Raw genomic sequence first — 19,095 nt, 5'->3', positions numbered from 1 at the left:
TTTAGAAAATGCGACCACTAAAATTCATCTCTGTTTTGTCAGACTTATGCTCCGAAGATTAGCTACTTTATAGATCCCAAATGGGTTCTATAGGGCATTGGGAATAGGGAACGAGTCTTTGATACTCGCTGACGAGTCTTTAATACTCGCTGACGAGTCTTTGAACTCCGTTAATCAGTCTTTAATACTCGCTGACGAGTCTTTGAACTCCATTAATCAGTCTTTAATACTCGCGGACGAGTCTTTGAACTCCGTTAATCAGTCTTTGATACTCGCGGACGAGTCTTTGAACTCCGTTAATCAGTCTTTGATACTCGCGGACGAGTCTTTGAACTCCACTCCCTTGCTCCCCCTGCTTCGCTGTAGAATGCCTGGCGGTGATTCGTAGGTGTAGTTGACAGGTTTTTCTGCTGTCGGGATGAGGTAATTGAGCATTGGTGTCAACTTAAGCTAAAACTCTTTTAAAACCTCGTTTCCAGCCACAGGCTGGAAATGCTCTTTCATTGCGGTGCCGCTAGTCTTGAGGCAGCAGCCCCTCATTAGGCATTCCCAGTCGGAGACTTCTTTTCGAGACAAATGAGACAATCTCTAAAAGCTTGTTCTAGACTGGCTTTTGCCTTAAGTTGACACGTATGGGTAATTGAGTTCTCCCTCAACGTGCGGTAGATCCTTGAACAATTGACTGTTTAAGCTCATGGGTGTAGATCTCCCAGTGAATTCAACAATGTTTTAGTGACAGGGGACTGTAACCTGTTCCCTATTTATTCTCTTATTTTTGAGCAGAAGCAACAGCAGTGGGCGCACCAAGAATCTTGGCAAATCGTTCTAAATAGAAGCTTGCAGGATTTTCCACAGCCCGAATTGACTCGCGATCGCGCACAGTATTCCACCATTTCTGCAAGCGAGGGGTTTCTGTTGGTAAGGTGAAATTGCGGAAGTGTTCCAGGAGGGGTAAGCGTTCAAACCAGGGATAAAAGCTAATATCGACTAAACTCAGCTGATCTCCTAACCAGTAAGGGCGATCACCAGAGAGCTTACCTAGTCCTTCTTGCTCAATGTACAACAGCGATTCCAAAAACTCTCTTTGTCCCTGTCCCTGTTCTTGAGCATCTTTACCACGCAGGAGTTTGTTAAAGGCGGGTACAAAGCGAGTGTTGGCATAGTCGATCCAGATCCGAGCGATCGCTTTAGCACCTGGATCGCGGGGTAATAAAGGTGGTTCTGGGAAGACTTCATCGAGATATTCGTTGATGATGGCAGACTCATAAATTTCGATATCCCCATGTTTGATGGCAGGGACTTTGCCGTAGCGCGAAATCTGGGTGTAGCCATCTGGTTTATTTTGTAAGTCAATTTCAGTGGCGCTAAAGTCAATTCCTTTTTCCAGTAAAACCACACGGGTTCTTTGGGAAAAGGTGGAGGCTTTAGGAAAGTAAAGTTGTACGCTGCTCATAAAATACTTTCCTTGTAAATATTGCGTAGACGCGCAGTATCGCTAGACATTGCCTAGTTGGCACGCAAAAAAAAGTGCTATCACATACAGGATAATATACTACGGTTTATCAGTCGAATTAGCGTACAATGGGTTAAAAATATTTCATAGTCTTTACAAAAATACAAGTCCCAACAATTGCAGACGGCTTGGCAAAAGTGACCAAAGCTAAGTATCGATATTCTTGATAACCACTGCTAAAGTTGATACAGCATACAATTATGATGTTATAAGGGCAAAATTTAAATCTGTAGGAACTGCAATCAAAATTAGGTCAAAAAATCAGGATTTTCAAGTCAATATTATGGAGCCAATTCAGCCACAACAGCGCCGCGCTGCTGATCAAGTGTTTCAACAATCCCTCAATCAGTTGGAGGATATCTTACAAGAAAGTTCAACTGAGGAAGAAGAAATCCCACAACTCCCCCAACTGGATACTAGTAGTCTCAGTGAAGTCGAAGCTCAAGATTTGATAAATATTGATTTAGCGGCTCTTGAGGACGCAGTTGCTGATATTGAACAATATCTCGAAGAAATAACAAAAACCAAATAGGGGTAAAAAGTTAAAATTCATTACTGACAAATCATTTGCCGCCGAGCTTCGTACAACATTAAAGCGGCTGCGATCGCCACATTCAAAGATTCCACCCCAGGACTCAGAGGAATTCTTACTTGCTTGTCTGCGATCGCAGCTAAATCTGCTGACAATCCAGCACCTTCATTTCCCAGTAAAATTAGACTGGGTTTTCGCCAGTCCACCTCCCAATAAGTTAAAGTCGCACTGGGTAAGGTTGCCACTACCTGCATTCCTGCCTGCTGACTTTGTTGAACTGTCGCTTTTAAATCTTCGGTTACCGCCGTTGCTAGGCGAAACCATTGCCCTGCTGAAGCCCGGAGAACTTTGGGGCTATATAAATCTACACTATCTCCACTTATCCACAACCCCGATGCTCCAGCGGCAGCAGCAGTGCGGATCATCGTACCCAGATTCCCCGGCTCTTGCACTGTTTCTAAAGCTAGGATTAAACCAGTCAATGGTGGTTGAGTTTGGCCAACGCTTCGTTTTGCCGTTGCCACCACACCATCCGGTTGGACTGTAGTCGCAATCGCATTTAATACTTCCTCGCTCACAATTTCGGTGCGATCGCTTTTACTACAAGCTTCTGACCACAGTGAGGAGTGGGCTGCTTGCCAATCTGAAGTACAACACACTGTTTCTAGCGGGTAATTAACCGCGCAAGCTTCTTCTAACAGGTGCGTCCCTTCTAGTAAAAATAACTGTTGCTTGTGCCGCTCCTTGGTGGAGTGGAGTTTGCGAATTTGCTTGACTAGGGAATTTTGTAAACTGGTCAACACGATTTTGGATTTTGGATTTTGGATTTTGGATTAATCTAAAAGACGCTCTCTTACCAGACGCTCTTGCTAGCTTGCTTAATAGAAGGGGTACGCGGACTCGCTCTAAGCGAACGCAAGAGCGTCTCTAAGAGTTGCCATGCCGCAGGCTTTACGCTGCGCTATCGGCAATCTAAAATCCAAAATTAATATGCGGAACCCGGGACTTGAACCCGGAAGCCTTGCGGCACTAGAACCTGAATCTAGCGCGTCTGCCATTCCGCCAGTTCCGCTGGCAATTGTCTTTATCGACAGTTTCTTAATATTGCTTAATTTTTTACCTTTGTCAAGTGAAAACATCACACTTCCTTAAAAATCTCAACCTGGAAACGAGTTTTTCAGGGGATAGGTGGAATCAAAATATTAACTGAACAGTACAGCATTGATTTTTAGAGAACACTTAAGTTATTTTACTGAGTATTTAATTTTGCTTAGACTTACTAATAATTTGTTCTTTTTTATTAAATTTTTCAAAAGCTCAAAAAGCTTGCTATTGCTTGTTGTCAGCCCTAAAATTTCACCAAAAAAACAATTTTTTCATCGAAGATGTTGTCCTAAAACGTGGACAAATTGAATCTTTACTGTAGAATCAAAACCAACTTCAAGCATATAAAATACATATTACTTTTGGAGGTAGGCTTATTAATCCTTCTAGCAGCTTACCAGATGCCAAATTTGCTCCAAAAGCAGACTCCTCAGTCTTGCAAATTTGGGGTGGGCATCCTTTGCGAGGTCATGTGAAAATTAGTGGGGCAAAAAATTCAGCACTGGTAATCATGGCTGGAGCCTTACTGTGTCCGGGCGATTGTCGCATCCGCAATGTCCCCTTATTAGCGGACGTGGAGCGGATGGGTCAGGTATTATCGGCTTTGGGTGTACGCTTAACACGGCAAGGTGACATTTTAGACATCAACGCCAGCGAAATTAAAACATCAAAAGCTCCCTACGAACTAGTTACCCAGCTGAGAGCAAGTTTTTTCGCCATTGGAGCCATTCTGGCAAGATTGGGAGTAGCGCAGATGCCCTTACCAGGCGGTTGTGCTATTGGAGCAAGACCAGTTGACTTGCATGTGCGAGGTCTGCAAGCAATGGGAGCTGAGGTACAAATTGAGCATGGCATTTGTAATGCCTACGTCCCTGGCAGCAGCCGGAGATTAAAAGGTGCGAAGATTTACTTAGACATTGCTAGCGTCGGAGCGACGGAAAACTTGATGATGGCGGCTACCCTGGCAGAGGGCGAAACGATCATCGAAAATGCTGCCAGAGAACCGGAAGTAGTTGATTTAGCTAACTTCTGTAACGCGATGGGAGCCAAGATTGAGGGGGCAGGGACTAGCAGGATTATTATTGAAGGAGTCCCTAAGTTACATTCTGTTGACTACAGTATTATTCCCGATCGCATTGAGGCTGGGACGTTTTTGCTGGCAGCAGCAATTACCCGCTCAGAACTTACCCTTTCGCCGGTGGCTCCAGAACATCTTGTGCCAGTGATTGCCAAGCTGCGGGATATTGGGGTGACAATAATTGAGGAAAAGCCTGAATACTTACGCGTTCTGCCAGCGGAAACCCTGAAGGCAACGGATATTGAAACCCAATACCATCCAGGTTTTCCCACAGATATGCAAGCGCCGTTCATGGCTTTGCTGGCATTGGCGGAAGGCGACAGCGTGATTAACGAATCTGTCTTTGAAAATCGCTTACGTCATGCCTCAGAGTTGAATCGCTTGGGGGCAGATATTCGTGTCAAAGGCAACGCTGCTTTCGTTCGGGGAGTACCGAAATTGTCTGGCGCACCAGTATTAGGCACAGACTTGCGAGCATCGGCAGCGCTAGTCATAGCAGGACTGGCGGCAGAAGGACAAACCACAATTCAGGGATTACAGCACCTAGATCGCGGCTATGATCGACTCGATGTGAAGTTGCAGCAATTGGGAGCTAAAATCCTGCGTGTGGGCGAAACATCAGCAGATGCAGAAATCGCTTCCAGCATCAGTAGCCTGTCAAGTTGAAATTGATCGGTTGAGACTGACGTTGGAACAAGGAGAATGAGGGAAACGAGGGAGACAAGGTAAAATTTTCTCCCTCTGCTCCCCTGGCTACTGAGCTTGTCTTGAGCGTAGCCGAAGGGCGCAGTCGTTGGCGCAGCCTCTTCAATAGAAGTATGCTCCCCCTGCCCACCCTACTTAAATCGTTATACTAACTGTGGGAGGCTGTTTATCTAGCCAGCCAGATTCCATAGTTGTGTTTTTTTTATAGCTTGCTGCACTATGTCCTTCTTCAAAACCCCGCTAATTGGTTTAAAAGCTGACTCATTTCGTCATCCATTAGACCTGGAAGCTACCAAAACGCTCAAGCAAATACCAGGCATAGATATGTTGGTGCGAAATTGGCTCGGCCCAATGGCAGAACAGGTTTTCTATGTGGAAAATATTGCCTCCAGCATTCTAGTGGGTGAACAGCAACTGCCCGATTTATATAAGCTGTTGTTAGACGCCTGTAAAATCCTGGATATAGAGCCTCCCCAGTTGTACGTCCGGCAACATCCGGCTCCCAACGCCTATACTTTTGCTGTGCGGGGTAAGCAACCCTTTGTTGTGCTACACACATCCCTGATTGATATCCTCACACCAGAGGAAATACAAGCAGTAATTGCCCACGAATTGGGGCATCTCAAGTGTGACCATAGCGTTTATTTGACTCCTGTAAATTTATTAATATTAGCTGCGGCGATTGTGCCCAATGTCGGCACCTTCGTTGCTCAAGCGATACAGGCGCAGCTTTTAGAATGGGTTCGCTGTGCTGAGTTTACCTGTGATCGTGCCGCATTACTAGCAACCCAAGACCCCAAAGTTGTCATGTCAGTGTTAATGAAGCTGGCGGGTGGTTCCCCCACCTTAGCGCCACAACTGAATCTCGATGCCTTTGTTGCCCAAGCTCGCGCTTACGATGACATTAGCAAGACCGAACTAGGCGAAATGGTCAAAGCCGCCCGCACAGCCCAATTAACCCATCCAGTGCCAGTGCTACGGGCGCGAGAAATTGACCGCTGGTCAAGCAGCACAGAATATCAAACTCTGTTGCAAAGTCACGGACTTAAGTCTACAAGTAATGAAGTTGCACCCAAAGGCGGATGGCGAAACTGGTAGAGCTACTAATGAAATTTGGTTATCCAAATTAGATGTGTTTTAGTTTACAATACTCCAAAGGATTCGCTAATGCGATCGCACTTCCTAAAGTACTTCAGGCAAGCTATGGGCAATTAGACTGTGATGTAAAATACTGATACAGCCCAAAAATCAGCTAATGACCAGGTTCCCTTACGACCAGTTCGCCAGAGACTATCTTAAAGAATTGTTACAACCATTGGGAGAAGTGGAAACAAGTCGGAAAGTTCCAGCCCAAATCCGAGAGATTGATGTTTATTTTGTACCTCCACCCCAATCCACAAAGAATACAATAGAATTAGGGCTGTTAGTGTTAGGAAAATTTGCGGCTGAACCTGCATTAGTTGAACCATTTAGAAATGCGGCTACAATTGCGGAGATCCGCAGTTGCATGAATAAGTTGTTTGATATCTTTGCTGAAGTTAAACGTCAAGCTAAAGGTGATAAAAATAGGCTTATAGAATCAGAATTACCACGTTTGTGGATTTTGTCACCCACAGCTTCTGAATCTATATTGGATGGTTTTAGAACTAACCTAGATGAAGAAAATTGGGGAATAGGAGTATATTTTTTAGGCGATTATTTGAGAACAGCAATTGTGGTAATTCACCAATTACCGTGTACAGAAGAAACACTATGGTTGAGAATTTTAGGTAAGGCAAGAGTCCAGCAACAAGCGATAGATGAACTAGAAGCACTTCCCCAAAATAATCCCTTACGTTCCAAAGCAATTGATTTATTATTAAATTTAAAGATTACCTTAGAATTCAATCAAAATATAGACGAGGAGGATAGAGATTTAATTATGCGCTTATCACCTATTTATGAGCAAAAATTAGCAGAAGTCAAACAAGAAGGAATTCAAGAAGGAATTCAAGCAGAACGTCGTAATGTTATAGAGAATTTGTTGCGAGTTCGCTTTGGTTCTTTAGATGCAGAACTAAGAGTAATTACTGAAGCTTTATTAGCATTATCTCCAGAGAAATTTACTCCTTTATTACTGCAACTATCCAGAGAATAATTATTAAATAGGTTCCTTTAGAAGAACTCAATCGGAGATACTGGGTTCTCCACCTTTACTAAGAAATCAATGAAAATTTTAAACTTGTTCAATCGGACAATCGGATCAAAAACATCCTATTGCTTAACCCACAGCCGCTACCATGACAGTTATAACCAATGATGATCGCTTTCAACCCATAAATCTCTTTGAGTACGAAAAGCTAGCAAAAGAGCACCTGTCTCAAATGACGCTTGATTACTATAGCAGTGGTGCTTGGGATGAAATAACATTGCGCGATAATCATGCTGCCTTTGAGCGAGTCAAGCTGCGACCTCGGATATTAGTCGATGTTAGCGATCGCAATCTAACTACCTCCATTTTAGGACAACCCCTGCAACTACCTTTGCTAATTGCACCGATGGCTTTTCAATGTCTAGCCCATCCAGACGGAGAAGTTGCCACGGCTCTAGCAGCGGCATCAGCTGGTGTGGGGATGGTGTTAAGTACACTGGCAACAAAAAGCATTGAAGAAGTGGCGACTACATGTGATAAATTTCCAGATTCTCTGCAATGGTTCCAGCTTTACAGCCATAAAGATCGGGGATTAACTCGTGCTTTGGTAGAAAAAGCCTATAAAGCAGGCTACAAAGCACTTTGTCTGACTGTAGATGCACCTATTCTCGGACAACGGGAGACAGATAGACGTAACGAGTTTGCCTTACCCCCAGACTTACATCTGGCTAATCTCGCCACCATCTCAGGACTAAATATTTCCCAAGAAAAAGGCGAATCTGGGTTATTTACCTATTTTGCCCAACAGTTAAACCCAGCAGTAACTTGGCACGATTTGGAATGGTTGCAGTCTTTATCTCCATTACCTTTAGTGATCAAAGGAATTTTACGGGGAGATGATGCTGTTCGGGCTGTAGAATATGGAGCCAAAGCAATTGTTGTTTCCAATCATGGTGGCAGACAACTCGATGGTGCGATCGCTTCTTTAGATGCCCTAGCGGAAATAGTAGCAGCAGTGGATGGTAAAGTAGAAGTGCTGTTGGATGGAGGCATTCGTAGGGGCACAGACATTCTCAAAGCTCTGGCATTAGGAGCAAAAGCGGTACTGATCGGACGACCCATTTTGTGGGGACTAGCACTAGCAGGACAAGTCGGTGTATCTCATGTCATCTCACTTCTACAAGATGAGTTAAATGTGGGAATGGCACTTAGCGGCTGTGCCAAACTAGAGGATATTGACCCTAGTTTATTGACCCTGCCACGCCTTTAAGCCTTATAAAAGCTATTATTCCAGCAAAACTTTGAGAATTAATTTGCTAGACTAGTTACAAAATCCCTCAATTAGAGTACAATAGTTAAGATTGGATATAACGGGCGGGTGGCGAAACTGGTAGACGCACCACACTCAAAATGTGGCGGCCTTGCGGTCATAGGAGTTCGATTCTCCTCCTGCCCACTAGCAAATAAGTACTAGAGAGGTTATAAAGTAATGCGCCTGAAAAGATGGGAATCTCCCCGTAAAGAAGGCAGGAATGACAAAGGTAGAGGCGGTTCTGCAAGGAAGCGGCAACTTGAAAAGCAAAGGCAAATGTTACGGCAAAGACTCAAGGAAAGTAATAAACCAAACAATAACAAAAACAATATTGCAGGGGAAGATAAGCTTATCTTCCCCTTATTTTTTGAGCTTTTATTTGATAAAAAAATAAATTGTAGGGATATTTCAGTATATAGAATAAATCAAATTTGGAATAAATTGGGAAAATAATAAGAAAAAATTATTAGTCATTCTTTAAAATATACTAATTTGAATTAAACCTCTTAAGCATATACTTACGGATCAAAACCATCAGACTAAGTGTCTGGTATTTCACTTCGCCATCTAATTTGTAGATGTAGCAAATATTACGCGAAAAATATATATCCATAGGAATTTATCGCAATTGTAATGCTTGCATGAATCTATCAAAAATTAATTATAAAGGAAGTATGAATTTTGGCAAACAGCGTCTGAAATCCCTAGCTTAAAACAGTAAGCTAGGACACAACAGCAAATAATTCTAGTATTACCGATTAAGCCAAAAGTATACTAAGAAGGCAATTGCACCTCCACGTGTTAACTTCCAATGATGACACAAGCCGACAAAAAGTCAGGAGTCATCCAATCCGAATTATTCAATATTCGGATTGGTCTAGGTAATCTATGGATTTTTTTCTTGGACACAGGAGTTATTGATGGTGGCAAGAGTGCTTCTACCTACTAAAAAAGTGCTTGATTTTCCTATTACTGCTTTACGCTTTGATCACCAGGTACAAACAATACTGAAGTGGGCCAATAAGCGTGAAAGTAAAACTGTATATGTAGCCAATGTACATATGCTCATTGAAGCTCATTGGAATCCAGAGTTTGCTACCGTATTACGAAATGCAGATATAGTTACTCCTGATGGTATGCCTCTTGTATGGATGATGCGAAAAATGGGAGCGCTTTACCAAGACCGTGTGGCAGGGATGGATATTTTCCTAGCATTGTGTCAGCTAACTCAAACACAAAATCTTAGTATTTTCTTTCTAGGTTCCCAAACAGAAATTCTTTCTAGGATGCGAAAAAGGTTAGAGCAGGAATTTCCCCAGATAAAGATTGCAGCGATGGAACCTCTACCCTTTCGTCCCCTGACTGAAACTGAAGACGAAGCTTTGGTTCAAAAGATTAATTCTAGTGGTGCCAGCACCGTCTTAGTGTCTCTGGGATGTCCCAAACAAGAAAATTGGATAGCTCAACATAAGGGTAAGATACAAGCTGTAATGATTGGACTGGGTGGAGTTTTCCCAGTTTATGCAGGAATTCACAAGCGGGCACCCCGCATAGTTCGAGACTTAGGACTTGAATGGCTGTATCGATGGATTCAAGAACCGCGCCGACTTTGCAGTCGCTATGCTAAGACCATTCCACTATTTATATGGCTGGCTACGAAGCAACTACTATCATCAAGTCGGATTGCAGCGGTCTTCCTTCACGACACTGGGGATTAAGGAAAAGGAAATAGGGTAAGACTATCCGCGAGAGGCTAAGGTCATAAATAATTTGTAAATAAGTAATAGTGCTTAAAATTCTGTCGAAAAGGGGGGTAAAAACACAATTTTTGGGCTAGCGATGCCTACGGCGGGCTACGCCTACGCGTCATTAAAAAAGTGCCACTCATTCTTACCGCCAATATTCCGTATAATATTAAATTCGATACTCATACTCCGCGTTAATTAACAGCGTTATTACTATTGACAAAACTGATTTCATCTTAACCTCTCACCAATAGGGTAAGACTGACTGGCGTGAAAAGAAATAATCTAGTTGCCCCTAGCTTTGAATATCAAAGTTACATGTAATATCAAGTTCGGATGAATACTTATAATTACTGTCCGTTCGCTCATTTTTAAACTGTGAGGGTTAATTAAGCCTTATAAGGCAAGTCATTCTGACTATTCAAGCAACTCAGGCATTTTTGCTTTGTACAGAGTTTTTAACTATCTCGATTTATATTTTTACTTTCTCACTAATATCGCCGTTGATGGCAATTTACCAACAAGTCATCCATAAAAATAAATAGTGTGTCCCTAGTCAGCAGGAACAGACCCTAAGGCGTTCATAATCAAGTGAAACACATTTTAGATGCAAAGCGAATCGCGATCGCACAATTTTGTCCCTTAAGCCTCTTTCATCACTAACTATAGGATAAATTAACGTCTGTTCAACGATACAGCCAAACGTTGATTCTAAGGTTCACCCCAAAATGATCAAAGAGGCTAAGTGTAAGCATTCCGACCAATCAATGTCCTGCTGTAAAAACCCATGATCTGAAATCAGCTATTAAAGTACTTGACATAAACCCAGGATTAACTGCTATATTAACTATAGTGAAATCATTGGGGCGTCGCCAAGTGGTAAGGCAGCGGGTTTTGGTCTCGCCATTCCTGGGTTCGAATCCTAGCGCCCCAGTAAATCTAAAGACAGGCTGTAATGCCTGTCTTTTAATGTAATTTAATTACATTTTTAAGATGCGTATCAATGCATCTAATTCTGTAAATGTTACTTGTCAGGCGATTTGAGAGCTTGATCCAGCGTCTGCCGAGCCTGTTCTGCTTTAGATCGCGCTTCCTGGTAACGCACATTAGCTTGGGCAAAATTTTTGAGAACTTTAAAACCTTCCTTGAGTCGAGTAATTTCCTCTTCAGTTACCGACTCGTCGGAGAACAGAACATCAACAGCTTTGCGAATTTCCAACGCTTCAGTTCGTGACTCCTGAACTTTCAGCTTGAGTGTGGCCAAGTTACTCAGCACCTGAACAGCTTGTGTAATGCTATCCTCACCGCTAGCTGTATCAATAGTTGGCTCTTTAACCTCAATTAACTGTTGAGGGCCAAATCCTTCTTCCAGTTCCGTGGGTAACTTACCTGCATCCATCAGTTCCATCAGATGATCCATTGCTTTGTCACGGGCTTTGGCTGAATCTTTTCCAGAAACAGTGAGGATAATTTCTGGGCTTTGAGCGAGAGTGTACTGAACCATATTTGATTTGAGCAGAAAATTTGCTGAAATTTGCTGGTTAACCAAGCTGAGGAAACTAATTATAACATCTTGTGTGTCAGGTTATTTATTGGTAAATCTATTTCAGTGTCAGTTTGCCAAATTCATGTGATTTATATTTTTAATGATTTCATGCTTCAATCCTGCGCCTGCCAAGTCGCTCAAAATAAAACTTTATACTAAAGAAAAGGGGAATAAGTTTAACAGGAGGGGAGAGCAATGGCTCCCAGTCCCACCATCATGCAGGCTGTGGAACAGCTGGGCTACCGTGTCACCGTTGGTGATGTGGCAACTCAGGCAGGATTGAACGTCGCTGAAGCTAATCAAAGCTTGTTAGCCCTGGCATCTGATGCTGGGGGACATTTGCAGGTAGCGGATTCAGGTGATATAGTTTACCTTTTCCCACAAAACTTTCGAGCAATTTTGCGTAATAAATACTTCCGGTTACGATTGCAGGAATGGTGGAAAAAGGTCTGGAGCGTTCTGTTTTACCTGATTCGCATTTCTTTTGGAATTTTCTTAACTCTTTCCATCGTCCTGATAACTGTTACCATCTTCATTATTATTACTGCTGCCAATTCAGACCGTGACGGCAACAATCGAGGCAGTAATTCCGGCGGTGGGGGGTTCTTCTATTTTCCAAATTTATTCTGGTATCTTAGCCCAAATTATGACACCCACTACCAGGAACGGCGACGTGGAAGCCGGGAAGAAAGCAATCTAAATTTCTTTGAAGCTGTGTTTTCGTTTTTGTTTGGTGATGGGAATCCAAACGCCAACTTAGAAGAACGCCGCTGGCAAGAAATTGCTACGGTGATTCGGAGTAACCGTGGCGCAGTGGTAGCAGAACAAATTGCCCCATACTTGGATGACATTGGCGAGGGATATACAAGAGAGTACGAAGATTATATGCTGCCTGTTCTGACGCGATTTAATGGGCAACCGACGGTAAGTCCCCAAGGGCAAATTGTTTATTACTTCCCAGAGTTGCAGGTGAGTGCAGTTAAAAAACGCCGTCATTCAATATCAGCTTACTTGGAGGAATTTCCCTGGCGTTTTAGTGCCGCAAGTTCAGGGCAAATTATGCTAAGTGCTGGGTTGGGTGTACTAAATTTTGTTGGTGCTTTAGTACTGGGAAGTTTGTTGAGAGATGGCACAGTTGCTGCCCAATTAGGTGGACTAGTAGCTTTTGTGCAAGGAATTTATTGGCTGCTATTGGCTTACGGAGCAGGTTTCTTAGGTGTACCGTTATTGCGTTATTTCTGGATTCGGTGGCGTAATCGCAAAATTGTTGATCGCAACCGCGATCGCCTTTCCCGATCAAGGCTATTGGCAAGTCCTGATGCACCTTTGCAACAAAAAATCGACTATGCTCAACAATTTGCAACAGAAAAAGTTATTGGCAATGAAGATTTAGTGTATTCTAGCGAAACTGACTTACTCGACCAGGAAGTTGAGCGTTCTGCACAAATTGATGCTGAATGGCAACGGCGCTTGGAACGTGGGAGTGGGGAATAGAGTGAAGAGTTGAAAGTGAGGAGTGAATAATTAAGATTTATTTAAAACTCTTAACTTTTAACTCCTAACTTTCTCCTTACTTTGCCTGAATTGGTGTTAAGGCTACACCTTGATAATAATGCCCCAAAATTTGCAAGTGGTTCACTCCCTGCCGAGCCAGATTATACGCCCCCCACTGACTCATGCCCAAACCATGACCGAAGCCAAGCCCTTGCAGTACAAAACTACCATCGGCTCCCTTGGTGACGCTAAAGCGGGTACTTTTTAACTTGAGGGCTGTTCGCACTTCCTCGCCCTGTAGCACCTTTGTACCCCTGTTGCCGATAATTTTCAAGACTTTAACACTACGGAAAGGTGAGTATGTCTCTGGAATCATATCCTTGACATTGCCCACCTCAGGAAATTTAGCGCTAATTTCAGTAGGTGAGAAGGTTTTCACCCAATTGCACTCTCTGATATTTTGGTCGTAGTCTTGAACAGCCCGTAGGTAAGGCTCGTTGCTTCCCCAAACATCTTCCACATTTTCAGTGTGTCCCCCAGAACAAGCGTGGAAAACTGAAAGAATAATCCGGTTTTTGTAAGTTAGTACCTGCCCTAATGTGGAATCCACTGCGGCGTAAGTAGCAGGAGCTTCACTAATGACACCTTTGTAAATTTGCCAACGATCCGGGGTATTGCCTAAATCATAAATAGGATTATTCCGCTGTTTTTCTCGTTCGTAGAGGGCATAGGTGCGGGCTGCGATCGCTTGGGCTTTTAAAGCTTCTTGGGGCCAGCTAGCATCCATTTCACCACCGAGAACGCTGTAGAGATATTCTTGGTCATCAACCCAGTTAACAGCGGTTAAGCCTTTTTCTGTAGGGACAACCAGAGTTCTACCCCGATACCAGCGATCGCCAATATAAACAAATCCTTTACCAGTTGGCTCAATCCAAAATAAACCAGACTGCCACTTATCTAAAGCAACTCCGCCAGGAATGGCTTGGGCATAATATGCACTCATCGCTGGCAACTGTCCGAGAGTCCGGCCAGTACTATCCTTGACGATCCCAGTGGTGGAACTGCCCACTTTTACCTGATTAACCCCTCTCTCAATTGCCACACGCAGAATTACAGATGCTTGGGCTGGGGCAACCAAAGCTATCCACAAAAGGACACTTACCCACGAATGACGTATTTTAATCTGGGAAAATAAAGAGCCTAAGTAAAGTTGGAATTTCATGCTGATCATCTAATTACACTAGTATCTAATTGACGCTCTCAACTATGGCGTCTACTACTTTAAGATGAGACACTTCTCCAACGCAGGAGGTTGCCACCTCCTACTAATTATGCATTTTGCTTTAGCTATAAAGTAGAAATCAGATGATCTTGACACTCGCTCTTGGCAAGGCTCAGATCCCCGACTTCTCTGAGAAGTCGGGGATCTCGTTGTTCACGAATGATTTAGGATTGCTATTGCGATCGCGCATACCAGAAGTTCTCACCCGTGCTTCATCCTACAAATATCAGTGCGGTTGCATTTAAAAACCTGACAAAAGAGGACACAGGGACGCGGGGACACTGAGAGTTTCAACGTCAGTGCCTCTCTATTGGCGTCTTCTTCGGTCTGCCTACGATGCCAATACCTTTTGAGAATTGCTCACTTCATTAGCGATAATTCCAATTAAATTCAACTTACTCAAAATTTCTGTAGCTTGAGTCAGTTCACTTCGGGTTACTTTACCCATGCGCTCTACCATTACGATACCATTGCAAAGAGATGCCACAATTCTGGCATCAACTGTGCCTAAAATAGGCGGAGCATCTATCAGTACTAAGTCATATGTTTGCTCAAACAACTCTATAAGTTCTTTCATCCTTCGAGAACTGAGCAACTTCGCCGTGTCTTCTGGTACAGGACCAGCAGTCAAAATATCAATAGAGGGGTGAATAGGCTGGATATAATCTTGAAAATGAGTAGTTGTCTCATCAACTAATAACAGAGATAGTCCCCAGTCATTGGATAGTTCCAGGATTTTGTGCAGGCTAGGATTATGTAGGTTAGCATCAATAACTAATACCCGTCGATGCATTCGGGTAGCGCTAGCCACAAGCCCTAATACTAAGGTTGTCTTCCCTTCCCCTGGTAATGCTGAAGTCAACATCAACGACTTGAAAGGTAAGGGATATTTTAATATTTGAATATTTTGGTAGATCATGTCCAAGGTTTCATGGACGGGCAATTTAGTAGTGGCTTCTACTACAGAGGAATCTGAGGTTCGCGGCCCATTCCAAGGCAGGTTCAGCCGCCGCTTTTTGACACCACGCGACGGTAGTTTTGGTACTGACCCCAGTACACGTAGGTTCGTCAGTTTCTTTAAATCTCCCGCACAATAAATAGCGTCATTAAACTTTTCCAAAATCAGGGCTGCTAAGATACCTAAAATCGGCCCAATTACCCCTCCCCCAACCAAAAGTAATAATATGTTGCTCCCCATATAAGTACCTAGAGCTGGTTCTGCTAAAACTTGCCAGTTATATCCTTCCTGAGCAATTTTCAGTCCCAAGGACTGTTGCGCCTGAAGCAGTTGTTCAAGGGTTTTGTGACTAGTTTGTACCTTTGGCAACAGACGGTTATACTCTGCTATTAAGCTTGGGTATTTGTTTAGCTCAGAGCGGAGTCGCTGTTCTGACTCGGCTAGATTCTTTTCATTGGCAGTTAGTCCTAAGACAGTTGTCTGCACCAAAATAAATTCGTCTACTAGTGTTGGATCAACCCCTACCATTTGCCCTTTCAAGAGCAGTTCTCCCTTACCGCTAGTAGTAATAGCTTTCACCTCTTGTCGTAATAGCGACAGTTGACTTTGGCGTTGCTGCTTTAGTTTTTGTACCGATGGGTAATCGTCTGTATAGCGCAGCCGCTCCTTAGCCAAGGCTAGTTCAGTCTTTTGAATTTCACTCAATAGTGCTTGGTAGCGGCTTGAGTGATTTAAACGAGAAGAAATTAGTTCATTCTGCTGAGATGAAGACGCTATTTGTTGCTCTAGGTTATCGTAGCGAGCGTTTACGTCTTGAAGGTTGGCACGAGTGGTTTGTAGCTGTTGTTGAATATCGGCTAGAGATTCTAGCAGGATTTTACTTTGGACTTCGGGATTGAGTAATTTATGTTTATTGCGAAACTGTTCCAAATTTTTATCAGCTTTACTCACCTCTTTTTTTATCTCAGGTAGGCGAGCGTTTACAAAAGCCAGTCCCTGATTCAGACGTTCTTTTTGTTGCTCTTTGTTGTAGTTTTGATAGACTTTCTGTAGAGATTGAAGTACTCTTTGTGCTTTGACTGGATCGTCATCATCGAAGGAAACTTTAAATACTTGACTAAAAACTTTATTAGCTCCTATGCCTCCTTCTTCTGGAGTCACTTCTAGAGATGTTTTTTTGTTCCGTTCTGTTTGACCATTAATATCCTCTAAGGTAATATTAGGATAATCAGAATGAAGTAAATTTACGGCTTTCTGAAGCAACTTAGAACTCAGCATGAGTTTCATCTGAGTAGCGGAATCAACAACTTGAGAATTGGAATCAGTAACCTGATTATCTGCATCTACTGGGATATTATTTGACTGTGCCCCTTCAGATAAATTGGAACTCACCAATATCTGCATATTGCTCTGGTAAGTAGGTTTAGCAATGACAGCCAAGAGGCTAGCAGCAGACATAACTACACAAGAAACCCCCAAGATCAGAAAGCGGTGACGAAGCAAAATAGTAAATAGTTGTCTGATGTCAACTGCGCCTTGTGCTGAAGTAGTAACCTGTTGCTCTTGATTCAGACTAGTCTTAGCCACTATCAAACTCCTCTAATATTCAAAACACTATATTTATTTGGAAGATTTATGATAAATGTGAAATGTTTTTTTACACCTATAGCTGCAACAACATACTTAATTATTCTTCCAATAATGACAAGCTCACTTGGCACAATATTATGCCAACTGGGGCTTTCATGTTCATCAATTCATGCATATAAATTCTTAATCAGTGCTGGAAGCATAAATTTTCAATAAATATTTTATTTAAAGAAGAAAAATCTTGACGGAAAATTAATTATTTTTCCTAAGTATTTAAGTAAAAAATTCTCTGATTCACAACATTACTATATGTTAAAGTTCTTTTGATAACTTGTAATATAAAAACAAAATTAAGAAAAATCTTTAAACCATACTATTTATTGATTATTGATACACTTACTTATCCGTAAGCTTTTGGTTAAATAGTTTACTTTATTGCAAAATTAACTGTTACTTATTTGCTGGACGTTATGAGTTGGACAACTAAACTCTAGGATAGAGCCTGGTTAATTTTAGATTTTAGATTAGAAGGGTTCAATAGGAAATCTAGAATCTAAAATCAAAATTTAAACGCCTAGCTTGGTTAACTCTACTTCCCGGCGTCTGGGTACTTCATGAATCATGAAATCATAAGCCATATCAGTACGGGGAAAAATAGCACGGGCTTCCTTAAGGAGATCCTTCAACTCCAAGGTATTGCCAGGAGCATAGCGAGGACTGAAATGACTCATAATCAGTCGATGTGCCCCAGCAGCTAAAGCTGTTTGCGCTGCCATTGTGGTAGTGGAATGCAATCGCTGAAAAGCCATGTCTGCATCTTGATGGGCAAAGGTTGCTTCGTGAATTAATACATCTGCATCATGAGCTAATTGCACTGCACCATCACAATAAATTGTGTCTGTACAATAGGCAATTTTTCGACCTATTTCTATAGGGCCGCATAATTGGGTGCCATCAATCACCCGTCCGTCGCCAAGGGTCACTGTTTCACCGCGCTTGAGTTGACCGTAAATCCGACCAGGAGGAATTTGCAACGCCTTGGCTTTTTCAATATCAAAGCGTCCTGCTCGGTCTTTTTCGGCTACGCGGTAGCCGAAAGCTGTAATGCGGTGATGCAAATTACCACAGCTAACGGTGAAGTCATCGTCTTCATAAATTACTCCCGGACGGATGGCATGGACTTTAATGGGGTAGGAAAAGTGTGTGTACGAGTAACGGGAGGCAGCTTGAATGTAATCATTTAATCCAGGTGGCCCATATATATCAATTCGTTCCACATTGCCAGCCAAGCCGCAAGTGGCAAGAAGTCCCATCAAGCCAAAGATGTGGTCGCCGTGCATATGAGTGATAAAAATTCGGGAGAGTTGACTAATTTTCAGTTCACTCCGCATAATTTGATGTTGGGTGCCTTCGCCACAGTCGAATAACCACAGTTCTGCCCTTTGGGGTAATCTCAGAGCGACACTGGAAACATTGCGCGATCGTGTGGGTACACCGGAACTCGTCCCTAAGAATGTTATCTGCACAGCGTTCTTTAGTCTTCCTATTGCTTAATTTGCAGCTCTATTTTCTATAGTGACACGGTTAATGAGCAAAATACTTTTGAGAGGAAGTCGCCTTTTCTCTCTTTCATAATGATTATCATTCTTTAATGAATGTTGTCTCTTGTTTTTTCTGGAATAATATCAAGTCCGATCACAGAAGAGTCCAGATGGTGGACTATGGAATGGTACAAAGGTGGCAGATTGGTTGAGCGAACTAACAGGTGAAAAAATAGATCGTAGGCGTGGTTGAGAATACCTCAAACAAATTATATTTTGTCTGCGTGTACCACGACCTGAATATAGAGAAGCTGACCCAATTGAACAAGAAAGCTGGAATAAAAAACTCAATTTGAAACTGCAATTTCTTTAAGCTAAACTATCCGTTCGCAGAAATAGAGGTATGGAGTATGGATGAATACCGTTTAGGTCTTCATCCGATTCTAGTCCGATTAAGTAGGTGGGCGTGGAAAAAACAATATATGTAAAGCAATATTAAGAAGAAAGATGGTTGTTGAATTTGAAACGTTCTGTACTGTAATTATTTCGTTGTCCTCTAGCTTC

Annotated in this window: 16 protein-coding genes and 3 tRNA genes; 12 read left to right on the top strand and 7 right to left on the bottom strand. The window is 42.6% G+C overall.

The features are described from left to right. Positions 1–769 precede the first annotated feature (769 nt). Positions 770–1,453, bottom strand: coding sequence for a glutathione S-transferase family protein (locus tag V7K49_RS11805; RefSeq protein WP_334869552.1), 684 nt, complete (start codon positions 1,451–1,453; stop codon positions 770–772). A 343-nt stretch (positions 1,454–1,796) separates the two neighbouring features. Here V7K49_RS11805 and V7K49_RS11800 point away from each other — a divergent pair, with 343 nt between their 5' ends. Further along, complete coding sequence (locus V7K49_RS11800) at positions 1,797–2,045, top strand: hypothetical protein (protein ID WP_334869554.1); 249 nt, start codon at positions 1,797–1,799, stop codon at positions 2,043–2,045. Between the two features lie 20 nt (positions 2,046–2,065). Here V7K49_RS11800 and V7K49_RS11795 read toward each other — a convergent pair whose 3' ends face one another. Both V7K49_RS11795 and V7K49_RS11790 read right to left on the bottom strand, forming a co-directional pair. Beyond that, entirely contained in the window at positions 2,066–2,848 is a 783-nt protein-coding gene (locus tag V7K49_RS11795) for a TrmH family RNA methyltransferase (RefSeq protein WP_335205653.1), read from the bottom strand. 188 nt (positions 2,849–3,036) lie between these two features. After that, positions 3,037–3,117: transfer RNA gene (locus V7K49_RS11790), tRNA-Leu, on the bottom strand. 408 nt (positions 3,118–3,525) lie between these two features. Here V7K49_RS11790 and murA point away from each other — a divergent pair. The 9 genes from murA (at position 3,526) to V7K49_RS11745 (ending at position 11,054) form a co-directional block, all read left to right on the top strand. Further along, on the top strand, positions 3,526–4,893 hold the full coding sequence (gene murA / locus V7K49_RS11785; RefSeq protein ID WP_334869585.1) for a UDP-N-acetylglucosamine 1-carboxyvinyltransferase: 1,368 nt from the start codon (positions 3,526–3,528) through the stop codon (positions 4,891–4,893). Between the two features lie 258 nt (positions 4,894–5,151). Then, positions 5,152–6,030, top strand: a complete 879-nt coding sequence (locus V7K49_RS11780; RefSeq protein ID WP_334869558.1) for a M48 family metallopeptidase — start codon at positions 5,152–5,154, stop codon at positions 6,028–6,030. A 157-nt stretch (positions 6,031–6,187) separates the two neighbouring features. Next, positions 6,188–7,069 (top strand): hypothetical protein, encoded by an 882-nt coding sequence (locus tag V7K49_RS11775; protein ID WP_335205652.1) that lies wholly within the window; start codon positions 6,188–6,190, stop codon positions 7,067–7,069. A gap of 142 nt (positions 7,070–7,211) precedes the next feature. After that, positions 7,212–8,333, top strand: coding sequence for an alpha-hydroxy acid oxidase (locus V7K49_RS11770; protein ID WP_335205651.1), 1,122 nt, complete (start codon positions 7,212–7,214; stop codon positions 8,331–8,333). Positions 8,334–8,435: 102 nt separating this feature from the next. Further along, a tRNA-Leu gene (locus tag V7K49_RS11765) sits at positions 8,436–8,519 on the top strand. Between the two features lie 33 nt (positions 8,520–8,552). Further along, a complete protein-coding gene (locus tag V7K49_RS11760) occupies positions 8,553–8,828 on the top strand; it encodes a hypothetical protein (RefSeq protein ID WP_335205650.1) in 276 nt (91 codons plus the stop codon). A 358-nt stretch (positions 8,829–9,186) separates the two neighbouring features. Further along, the gene (locus V7K49_RS11755) at positions 9,187–9,324 is read left to right on the top strand and encodes a hypothetical protein (RefSeq protein WP_298920774.1); all 138 of its coding nucleotides are present in this window, start codon (positions 9,187–9,189) and stop codon (positions 9,322–9,324) included. Further along, positions 9,296–10,093: a WecB/TagA/CpsF family glycosyltransferase gene (locus V7K49_RS11750; RefSeq protein ID WP_335205649.1), complete on the top strand. Its 798-nt coding sequence runs from the start codon at positions 9,296–9,298 to the stop codon at positions 10,091–10,093. Before V7K49_RS11755 ends, V7K49_RS11750 begins: the two co-directional genes overlap by 29 nt. An 889-nt stretch (positions 10,094–10,982) precedes the next feature. Continuing rightward, positions 10,983–11,054, top strand: a tRNA-Gln gene (locus V7K49_RS11745). Positions 11,055–11,144: 90 nt separating this feature from the next. Here V7K49_RS11745 and V7K49_RS11740 read toward each other — a convergent pair. Further along, a complete protein-coding gene (locus V7K49_RS11740; protein WP_335205648.1) occupies positions 11,145–11,624 on the bottom strand; it encodes a hypothetical protein in 480 nt (159 codons plus the stop codon). A 237-nt stretch (positions 11,625–11,861) separates the two neighbouring features. On the opposite strand from V7K49_RS11740, the gene V7K49_RS11735 reads away from it, so the two are divergent. Next, positions 11,862–13,160, top strand: coding sequence for a hypothetical protein (locus V7K49_RS11735; protein ID WP_335205647.1), 1,299 nt, complete (start codon positions 11,862–11,864; stop codon positions 13,158–13,160). A gap of 76 nt (positions 13,161–13,236) precedes the next feature. Here V7K49_RS11735 and V7K49_RS11730 read toward each other — a convergent pair whose 3' ends face one another. Beyond that, complete coding sequence (locus tag V7K49_RS11730) at positions 13,237–14,382, bottom strand: SpoIID/LytB domain-containing protein (RefSeq protein WP_335205646.1); 1,146 nt, start codon at positions 14,380–14,382, stop codon at positions 13,237–13,239. 143 nt (positions 14,383–14,525) lie between these two features. Between V7K49_RS11730 and V7K49_RS11725 the strand changes: the two genes are divergently transcribed. Then, on the top strand, positions 14,526–14,687 hold the full coding sequence (locus tag V7K49_RS11725) for a hypothetical protein (protein WP_335073415.1): 162 nt from the start codon (positions 14,526–14,528) through the stop codon (positions 14,685–14,687). 86 nt (positions 14,688–14,773) lie between these two features. On the opposite strand, the gene V7K49_RS11720 is transcribed toward V7K49_RS11725, so the two are convergent. Together V7K49_RS11720 and V7K49_RS11715 are read right to left on the bottom strand one after the other, a co-directional pair. Beyond that, positions 14,774–16,987, bottom strand: a complete 2,214-nt coding sequence (locus tag V7K49_RS11720) for a GumC family protein (protein WP_335205645.1) — start codon at positions 16,985–16,987, stop codon at positions 14,774–14,776. A 569-nt stretch (positions 16,988–17,556) separates the two neighbouring features. Beyond that, the gene (locus V7K49_RS11715) at positions 17,557–18,516 is read right to left on the bottom strand and encodes a ribonuclease Z (RefSeq protein WP_273765742.1); all 960 of its coding nucleotides are present in this window, start codon (positions 18,514–18,516) and stop codon (positions 17,557–17,559) included. Positions 18,517–19,095: the final 579 nt, after the last annotated feature.

Origin of the sequence: Nostoc sp. (assembly GCF_036919675.1) — a bacterium.
Taxonomy (GTDB): domain Bacteria; phylum Cyanobacteriota; class Cyanobacteriia; order Cyanobacteriales; family Nostocaceae; genus Nostoc.
The sequence above is the reverse complement of the archived record's forward strand: the minus strand, read 5'-3'. Positions and strand labels throughout refer to the sequence as shown.